The organism is Armatimonadia bacterium, from assembly GCA_039679385.1.
GTDB lineage: Bacteria > Armatimonadota > Zipacnadia > Zipacnadales > JABUFB01 > JAJFTQ01.
The window spans coordinates 90,922-98,714 of the sequence record JBDKVB010000157.1 but is presented as its reverse complement, the minus strand read 5'-3'; the positions used below and the strand labels follow the sequence as shown (position 1 = coordinate 98,714).

The following is a 7,793-nucleotide window of genomic DNA, read 5'->3' as shown; positions in this document are numbered from 1 at the left end:
CAAGCACATCGTGATGGCCGCCGTCAGCGTCGTCTTCCCGTGATCCACGTGACCGATCGTGCCGATATTCACGTGTGGCTTTGTCCGCTCGAATTTCTGCCTAGCCATGCTGGTGGCTACCTCCTGGGATGGCCTGATGCCATCGCCATCTGATCGCGGAGCGACCCCGACGGCCGCCGGTACACAAGTGCCCATGAGACGAAAGCGGAGCCCGGGAGCCCGCGCGGGGGTGTTAACTGGAGCCCACGACCAGGGTCGAACTGGTGACCTTGTCCTTACCAAGGACACGCTCTGCCAACTGAGCTACGTGGGCTTGTGGCCGCTGGGGCGTTGCGCCCGCATACCCCTGAGGTACGCAGCGCCTGCGAAGGAGGCCGACGCGTGACCTTCATGAGGCAAGACGAAATACCCAGCGCGCTCCCCGATTGCCCCTCCACCACGACATCCCTGCGGATGCCTCTGCTCCGAGATCGGGCGTTGGGTTTGTGCAAGGTTGGGATAGGGCCAGCGACGGTCTTCAGAATCCGCCGCCAGCGGGAAGGTCGTAATATGGTGGAGGGGGGAGGATTTGAACCTCCGTAGGCGATTGCCAACGGATTTACAGTCCGCTCCCTTTAACCACTCGGGCACCCCTCCACCGGCGGGTACGTCACCCCCGGAAGGGGGGCACACCAGTCGTCGGCGCGACGCACAGTATAGCAAGCGTTCCGACCTTTGGCAAGCTGCTTGCCAAAAAACTCGCCGCGACCGAAAAGGCTGGAGCCGACGATCCGATTCGAACGGACGACCTGGGCATTACAAGTGCCCCGCTCTACCAACTGAGCTACGTCGGCTCGGTGGGTCTCAAGCCGAGAGACCAGGGCGCTCGCCAGTACCCGGAGGCAAGTTGCAACGGGGGCCGGCTCTTGACCAGGCACGACGCTCTGCGCCTCTCTCAGGCCAGGTTCAGCTCGTGCGCAAAGCGCCCCATCTTCTTCTTGGCGCGCTGCAAGGCGTTGTCAACCTGCTTAACGCCCAGGCCCAGCTCTGCGGCGATATCCTGATAGGATTGCCCCTCGATGTACCGCAACAGCGCCCGTGCCTCCAGACAGGATAACTCGCTGCCGATCCGTCGGCGCACCTCGCGCTGCAGGTCGCCGATGGCAACGGCCTCAGCCGGGTCCTGATGGGGTGGCTGCTGGAGCATCTCGCCGAAGGTACGGTCTTCCTCGGCGTCATCGATGGGCGTATCCATGGATACGTACGTATTGAGTGGCGCGTGCTTGTTGCGCGTCGCGGTCTTCACCGCTGTGATGATCTGCCGGGTTACGCACAGCTCGGCAAAAGACCGGAAGGCGCACAAGTGGTCACCGGAGAAATCCCGGATTGCCTTGTAGAGGCCGATCATTCCCTCCTGGACCACGTCATCACGATCGGCGCCAGCCAGGAAGTACGCACTCGCCTTGCCTTCGACGAGGTTACGGTACTTGCCCAGGAGGTGCTCGATCGATCGCCTACAGCCACGCCGTCCTCGGGCCACCAACTCCTCGTCACCCATGAGTGCAAAGGCTCGAGAGGACGGTCCACCATACTCGCCGACCTGGGCCATGTCACTCACCTCCCGCAAAACCAAAGAGGCGCGAAAGAGACGGTCACAGCAGGCGACCCACCCCGGCACATCAGCCGTTCAGGAAGAGGGCGCACATCAGGCACACACGCGCTGACGTCAAAGAACGCTGGGAACAACGAACACACGGATTAGCGCTACTATCCGTTGCTTGTGAGTATATTCTGGGCTCACGCCGAAGTCAAGTGACGGCGCCTGGGTGCCCCTGACGGCCACCGCTTCCAGGCCCAGACCTCGGCGCACGCCCCTCTGTCCGACTCTGGGAAGTGAAGCGTGATGAGATGGCAACTCAGAAGCGTGGTCCCGTCCTGCGCAGGGCCACTTGCCGCCTGGATGCTGGCCTCGGCGATCTTGCTGTGCGCTCCCGGTTGTGCGCGGCGTGGGACTGTCCAGCCGCCAGAGACGCACGCTGCCTCGGGCCCACAGCCTACTGCAGAACCGCCGCAGACTATGCCGTTGGGGGAGGCCTTAGCGCCGGAGGAGGCGCAGAACGCGCTGCCGGCGTTGGCGGCGTCACAGAAAGCGACCGGGGCCGCAGCCGACTGGGCGGTACCCCAGCGCTACCAGGGCAAGAGGATCAGCACACGCGTGAGGTACTTCCCGCACAAGCTCCTTGCGCTCACCTTTGACGACGGCCCGAACCCCGAGCTCACGCCGACAGTCCTCAAGACCCTTGCGGAGCATGGTGCCCATGCCACCTTCTTCGTCCTGGGCCGGGCTGCCCATGCTCATCCGGAGCTCCTTCGGGCAATCGTCGCCGGCGGTCACACCCTCGGCAGCCACAGCTACACCCATCCATCCACCTGCACCGCCGAGGAGGCCAGGTCCGAGCTCGCCCGAACGGCTGCCGCAATCCGGGAGGCCACAGGAGAGCGCCCTACCTGCTTCCGGCCACCCTACGGGATCGTCGACAGCAAGCTAACCCACCTTGCGCTCAGTCAGGGCTACTGCGTCTTCACCTGGACAATCAGCTCCGCCGACACGGCCAAGATTGATGCAGCCGGAATCGCCCACAACGTGATCCACACTCCCAATCCCGGCGACATCGTGCTGATGCACGACGGGCCGGGCCATCGCGAGACCGTGAAGGCGCTTCCACAGATACTCAGCGAACTGGGGGCTGCCGGATTCCGGTTCGTGTCTCTCCCGGAGCTTCTCAGGGCCTGGGACCCGTGGCTCGCGAGCTCACGGGCGAAGGCATCCCAGGGCGCTGCCTCATCACCCTTGAAGGGCGGTGCTGCGACTACTCAGTGATACCTTCGGTCAGCCGCACACCGATGTGTCCGTTCGAGATGCCGCTCACGCCTCGGAACTTGGGCCGTCCTGCACAGAGGACCTCCAGCAGCTCTTGGGGGCCCTGCTCAAGGGGAACGACATCCCCGGAGCTCAGGTCTCTCAGTTGGCGCAGAGACAGCCGGGCGGTGCCCATGCGAACTGTGACCTTCAGGCCGCAACGGTCAAGCCGCTCCAGGGCGTCCAGCCGTGCCGACTCGCCCACGGTGGTGGTGCTCAGGTTGGCGCTGTTCTGACGAATCAGCACCTTGAGGGTCCCCGAAGGGAGGCCGATTCGCATCACCCCTGAGGCATCCGCCACCGACATCCTCACCACCGCAGCGACCATGGCCTCCTGCAGGGAGGCCACGCCGAACCTACCACGGGACTGGCGCACTTCGACCACACCGGCTCCGGCAGCTTCGAGGGCCGGCCAGGCGTCCGTCCAGGTCAGGATGAACTCCTCCACCATCTGCGCGGCCAGCGACCGCTCCAACATCGTGAGTTCGCGGTCCACAGGCGGCACCGAGCCATCGCCACCCAGCATCGCGTCCATGTAGGCAAAGAGCGGAGCCGTGTCGATCTGCCACAGGATGGGCGGGCTCTGCGTCCCGAACTGGCAGACCGCGATGATCGGCATCTCGGGAAGGCTGTCCAGGTACTCGTCGTAGGTGGTGAAGAGCAGCCGGTCGAGGGCGAACCGTGCAGCAAGCCCCGTTGTCTCCGGAACATAGCGGTGAAGTGCACGGCACAGGTTGCCACATTGCTCCTGCAGTTCACGGAGCTGGTCACTGGAGAGGCTGTGCGCCTGTCGGAAGTCATAGGCGCTGACCCGCAGAGTATCAAGTACCCCCTGCCCCGCAGCCCCAAGGTCTGGCCGATTGCTACTCGACATACTCCACCTCACCCGGCTCGAGCGATATTTCACCGGCGGCGTCCAGTGAGCGTGCAACCTGCACGATCTCCCGCTGGGCACGTTCAGCCTCACTGGCGGGCACCGCACCAAGCAAGCTGATCTCTTCCTCCAGCACCGCACGGGCGCGGTGCGAGAGGTTGTTCAACACCACCTGTCGCAGGTCCTCAGCGATCCCCTTGAGTGCCAGGGCCAGGTCATTGGTTGAGACGTTGCGCAGGATGGTCTGCAGGCTGACCGGAGGCAGGCGCAGCAGGTCAGTGAACTTGAAGATGAGCTGCTCGATCCGAGCTGCCGTTTCCTCCGAGCGCTCACGGATGGCGCCGATGATCCGCTGGGTATCGGCGCGCTTCATCTGTGAGATCACGTCGACGAAGAACTGCATGGTGCCGTCCGAGGAGTTCGCACCACTCGCCGCGACCTTGATGAGTCTATCCGTCACCCGCGCGAAAGCCTTCAGGGCACCCGAGGTGGCCGGTCGTGGCGAGGCCATCCGGTACGCAACCTCGGTTCGTAGGTCGTCGGGCATGATCGACAGCAGACGCGCAACGTTCAGCGGCGACAGATGCCGTGTGATCAGTGCGATCGTCTGCGGCATCTCTCCGCCGATGGCACGCCAGATCAGGCTGGCGTCTGCCTTGTCCAGCAGCGACAGTCGCTCCAGCGACAGCTCGGTCTCCTCGCTCGTGAGGTCGCCGAACCCGTTCCTCATCCCCAGGACTCGCTCTTTGAGGGTGGCGGCCAGGCTGTCCAGCCCTGCGTCATCCCCATGCATCCGTGTCAGCACTTCACGGGCCGCCTTGGCTTTCTCGTGGCTGCCAACGGTCCCGATCATCCCCAGCACGCGAATGAGCCGGTGGGCGGTCAGGGGGTCTACGCGGCGGCAGATGGATACGGCATCGTCCAACCCAAGTGCCGACAGGATCAGCGCCGCCTGACGCAGGCGCGGATCCATTGAAGGGGCCTGGTTCGCGGCTGTAGTCTCCATACTGAGGGGCCAGGCCTCCTTCGTGTCTGCGTGGGAACGGCATGGTGGTACCTGCGCCCCCTAGATCGGCGGCGACGGTTATGGCCTTAAGCTGCGGTGGGCTTGCCGGCGTCGCCCTGGACGTGTCTAATCCGTTACCGCCCACGGGCTCAAGTCCGCCGAGCCGCAAGCCGTAGGGGAAGACACACAGAACCCCGAAAGGGTGTGCAAGTGATCTATGCATGACGAAGCGTTCTCCTCCGCAAAGAGTGTGCTGCATCGCATTCCCCCCTTCCCTACGGCTCTGGGCATGATCCTGCAGAGCTGTGCTAGTGACAACCCCGGCGCTGCCGAGGTGGCCCACGCCGTCGCCAAGGAAGAGGTACTGGCGGCCAAAGTGGTGACCGTCGCCAACGCCGCTGTGATGGCGCCGGTGCACCAAGTCGAAAACGTCACGGCAGCCGTTAGCAGGCTCGGGATTGCCGCGGTGCGCACCATCGCCATGGGCTTCTACCTCACCGAGACCTTCTCCCGTGCCTTCTCGCGTTCCGGCCTTGACCGCGTCTCTCTCTGGCGGCACAACCTGGCAGTCGCTGCAGCCAGCTCCGGCAGTGCCGCTGGCGCCGGCGAGCGCAGCAACGCCTACTTCGCCGGCCTCATGCACGACGTGGGAAAGATGATCCTCGCCGCCGAGCTCGGGCATGCCTACGGCGATTGTGTCGCCGAGGCGGCTCAAACCGGCAGCGACATACTGCGTATCGAGGCCAAGCGCCTGGGCATTACCCATGCCCACATCGGAGCCGAAGCTGCGGCGCAATGGCACTTCGGCCCGGAGGTCGTCGAGGCGATCCAGCACCACCATGATGTCTTCGGCGCCGCGAAGCTCTCGACCGTAGCGGCCGATGTCCTGGTCGGGAACCAGGTCGCCAACGAGATGGGGATGCAGGCGTGCAGTCTGTACACAAGCACCACGCCCAGCACGGTCGCCTCGACCGCCACCGGCGTCGGCGCAGGGATCATGTCGAAGGCACGCTGGGCCCTGACTCAGGAGGTTCCGCGGATTGAGGCGATGCTCTCGGCGATGGTCTAGCAGTAGCGGTTTCCAGTTGCCGTCGTCCTCCCGTCGCTGCCCCCTCTCCGGAGTGGTCACGACTCCGGCCACCTAAAGTCCGGCACACCCCTGGCCGATAAGGCACCTGCCATCTGCCGATCACGGCAGCGATCACAGCCGGGCAGCCTCGCGAGTCCTCCGGATGGGCCCGGGAGACTCAGCTTCCGAGGGTGCCGGGCTCTCTAGGGGGGCATGGCATCGTGGCAGGACACTGGGAAGCACTTGTTGTTGACGATGACGAAGCTCTGCGAGCAGTTACCGTCGAGGCACTACGTCGCGAAGGATGGCTGGTCAGCGAGGCAGCCGTCGGGGCCCAGGTAGCCTCCTGGGCACGGGAGCATCCCTTCCGCCTCATTGTCTTGGACCAACGTCTGCCCGACGCAGACGGCGTCGAGATCCTCGAGGACCTTCGCCACGAGGGCTACCAGGGGGCCGCCGTGGTGATGACCGGCTACCCCACTGTGCAGAAGGCCATCGAGGCCCTGGGAAGTGCCGCGACGGACTATCTGTGCAAGCCCGTCAGCCCGCGAGAACTGCAGCGCATCAGCCGAGATGCCCGCGAGCGCGACATCCCACCACAGAACTGGGAGTTCCTCTGGGCCTCCTTGCGCAAGCGCTACGGGTTCAGCAATATCCTCGGCTCCAATGCACAGGCGCGTCACTGCTACACCACCGCCGCTCGGGTAGCCGCGAGTCGTGCCAGCGTCCTCATCGAGGGCGAGACCGGCACCGGCAAGGAGTACCTCGCCCGGGCCATCCACTACATGAGCGAGCGTCGCGACGGTCCCTTCGTAGGCATCAACTGCGGCGCAATCCCGGAGGCGTTGCTGGAGAGCGAGCTCTTCGGTCACGAGAAGGGTGCCTTCACCTCTGCCACGACCTCCAAGAAGGGGATCTGCGAACTCGCAGACGGCGGCACACTCCTGCTGGATGAGGTCGGCGAACTCAGTCCCGGAGCCCAGGTGAAGCTCCTGCGCTTTCTCGAGGAGCGGCGCCTCACGCGGCTCGGCGGCCTCAAGCCGACTGAGGTCGACGTTCGCGTTCTGGCTGCGACGAATCGAGACCTCACCCGGTGCATGGCCGAGGGCACCTTCCGCGAGGACCTCTACTATCGGCTGGCTGTCGTGCCCCTGACCTTGCCGCCCCTTCGTGAGCGGCGCGAGGACATCGCTTGCTTCGCCCGGCATTTCCTCAAGCTCGCACGACGCGAAGCCGCCGGCGCCGGTCCTGCCGACTTCAGTGAGCTCGCCCTGGGCGAACTGACGGGTCACGATTGGCCCGGCAACCTCAGGGAGCTCAACAACGTCGTCCACCGGGCAGCTCTCCTGGCTCACGGTTCCACCCTTCAGGCCACAGACATCCAGATATGTCCTCGCACCCCGGGGACCAACAAGGCCCTCGCGGCGTAGCGGGTGTCAGCCCATCGTCGCCTACCGCCGGAATCAGCAGGGCCCCAGTCCAGGAAGACTGGGGCCCTGCTGCTGATCGCTGCCGTGGCACTCGGGCCAGGCGATCACAGACTCGCCGGTGTGACGGTGGCAACGCCGACGTTTTGCAGGGCTGTACGCCACGCCTGCGAGAACCGCTCCGCCAGGGCCAGGACATCCTCCAGTGCTGCCAGATCGTCGCTGAGGTTCGCCTCGCAGAGCCGGTTGTACATCGAGGTGTAGGTGCAGCGCAGGGCTCCGACAAGCGCCTCGTCCTGCGAGGAGTCCAGAGCGCAGCTCAGCTCGCTCAGGATCCGCTGCGCGCGCCCGATCTCTGCCGACTGCTCCTCGAGGCGACCTGCCGACATGGCGTCGCGCGCTCGGTACAGGATCCGCACCATCCCGTCAAACAGCAAGACAACGGTTTCCTCCGGGCCGGCCGTTTCGGTCTGCATCTGCCGGTAGGCGTACTGCGCATTGAGAGCTCGAGGAATCAC

Annotated in this window: 8 protein-coding genes and 3 tRNA genes; 3 read left to right on the top strand and 8 right to left on the bottom strand. The window is 64.9% G+C overall.

Going from position 1 to position 7,793, the window contains the following annotated elements:
* From ABFE16_18655 to sigH, 5 genes are all read right to left on the bottom strand, one after another.
* The coding region (locus tag ABFE16_18655; GenBank protein MEN6347324.1) for a GTP-binding protein at positions 1-108 on the bottom strand (108 nt) is incomplete at its 3' end.
* A gap of 129 nt (positions 109-237) precedes the next feature.
* Positions 238-313 (bottom strand) — tRNA-Thr (locus ABFE16_18650).
* 237 nt (positions 314-550) lie between these two features.
* Positions 551-636: transfer RNA gene (locus ABFE16_18645), tRNA-Tyr, on the bottom strand.
* Positions 637-757: 121 nt separating this feature from the next.
* Positions 758-833, bottom strand: a tRNA-Thr gene (locus ABFE16_18640).
* 101 nt (positions 834-934) lie between these two features.
* The gene (sigH, locus tag ABFE16_18635) at positions 935-1,588 is read right to left on the bottom strand and encodes an RNA polymerase sporulation sigma factor SigH (protein ID MEN6347323.1); all 654 of its coding nucleotides are present in this window, start codon (positions 1,586-1,588) and stop codon (positions 935-937) included.
* Positions 1,589-2,056: 468 nt separating this feature from the next.
* Here sigH and ABFE16_18630 point away from each other — a divergent pair, with 468 nt between their 5' ends.
* Positions 2,057-2,860 carry a polysaccharide deacetylase family protein gene (locus ABFE16_18630; GenBank protein ID MEN6347322.1) on the top strand — a complete coding sequence of 268 codons (804 nt, stop codon included), beginning with the start codon at positions 2,057-2,059 and terminating at the stop codon, positions 2,858-2,860.
* On the opposite strand, the gene ABFE16_18625 is transcribed toward ABFE16_18630, so the two are convergent.
* Both ABFE16_18625 and ABFE16_18620 read right to left on the bottom strand, forming a co-directional pair.
* A complete protein-coding gene (locus ABFE16_18625; protein ID MEN6347321.1) occupies positions 2,850-3,773 on the bottom strand; it encodes a FliM/FliN family flagellar motor switch protein in 924 nt (307 codons plus the stop codon). The genes ABFE16_18630 and ABFE16_18625 overlap by 11 nt on opposite strands.
* Positions 3,763-4,779, bottom strand: coding sequence for a FliG C-terminal domain-containing protein (locus tag ABFE16_18620; GenBank protein MEN6347320.1), 1,017 nt, complete (start codon positions 4,777-4,779; stop codon positions 3,763-3,765). Before ABFE16_18620 ends, ABFE16_18625 begins: the two co-directional genes overlap by 11 nt.
* Before the next feature lie 217 nt (positions 4,780-4,996).
* On the opposite strand from ABFE16_18620, the gene ABFE16_18615 reads away from it, so the two are divergent.
* Both ABFE16_18615 and ABFE16_18610 read left to right on the top strand, forming a co-directional pair.
* Positions 4,997-5,848, top strand: a complete 852-nt coding sequence (locus ABFE16_18615) for an HDOD domain-containing protein (protein MEN6347319.1) — start codon at positions 4,997-4,999, stop codon at positions 5,846-5,848.
* A gap of 221 nt (positions 5,849-6,069) precedes the next feature.
* Positions 6,070-7,278 carry a sigma-54 dependent transcriptional regulator gene (locus ABFE16_18610; protein ID MEN6347318.1) on the top strand — a complete coding sequence of 403 codons (1,209 nt, stop codon included), beginning with the start codon at positions 6,070-6,072 and terminating at the stop codon, positions 7,276-7,278.
* A gap of 104 nt (positions 7,279-7,382) precedes the next feature.
* Here the strand turns inward: ABFE16_18610 and fliS are convergent, their stop codons facing one another.
* Positions 7,383-7,793 carry a flagellar export chaperone FliS gene (fliS, locus tag ABFE16_18605; protein MEN6347317.1) on the bottom strand — a complete coding sequence of 137 codons (411 nt, stop codon included), beginning with the start codon at positions 7,791-7,793 and terminating at the stop codon, positions 7,383-7,385.

Bases quoted from the DNA above. Each gene is read 5' to 3' on its own strand.
- ABFE16_18630 (MEN6347322.1), top strand. From the start codon at position 2,057: ATGCCGTTGGGGGAGGCCTTAGCGCCGGAGGAGGCGCAGAACGCGCTG.
- ABFE16_18625 (MEN6347321.1), bottom strand. From the start codon at position 3,773: ATGTCGAGTAGCAATCGGCCAGACCTTGGGGCTGCGGGGCAGGGGGTA.
- ABFE16_18615 (MEN6347319.1), top strand. From the start codon at position 4,997: ATGCATGACGAAGCGTTCTCCTCCGCAAAGAGTGTGCTGCATCGCATT.
- ABFE16_18620 (MEN6347320.1), bottom strand. From the start codon at position 4,779: ATGGAGACTACAGCCGCGAACCAGGCCCCTTCAATGGATCCGCGCCTG.
- sigH (MEN6347323.1), bottom strand. From the start codon at position 1,588: ATGGCCCAGGTCGGCGAGTATGGTGGACCGTCCTCTCGAGCCTTTGCA.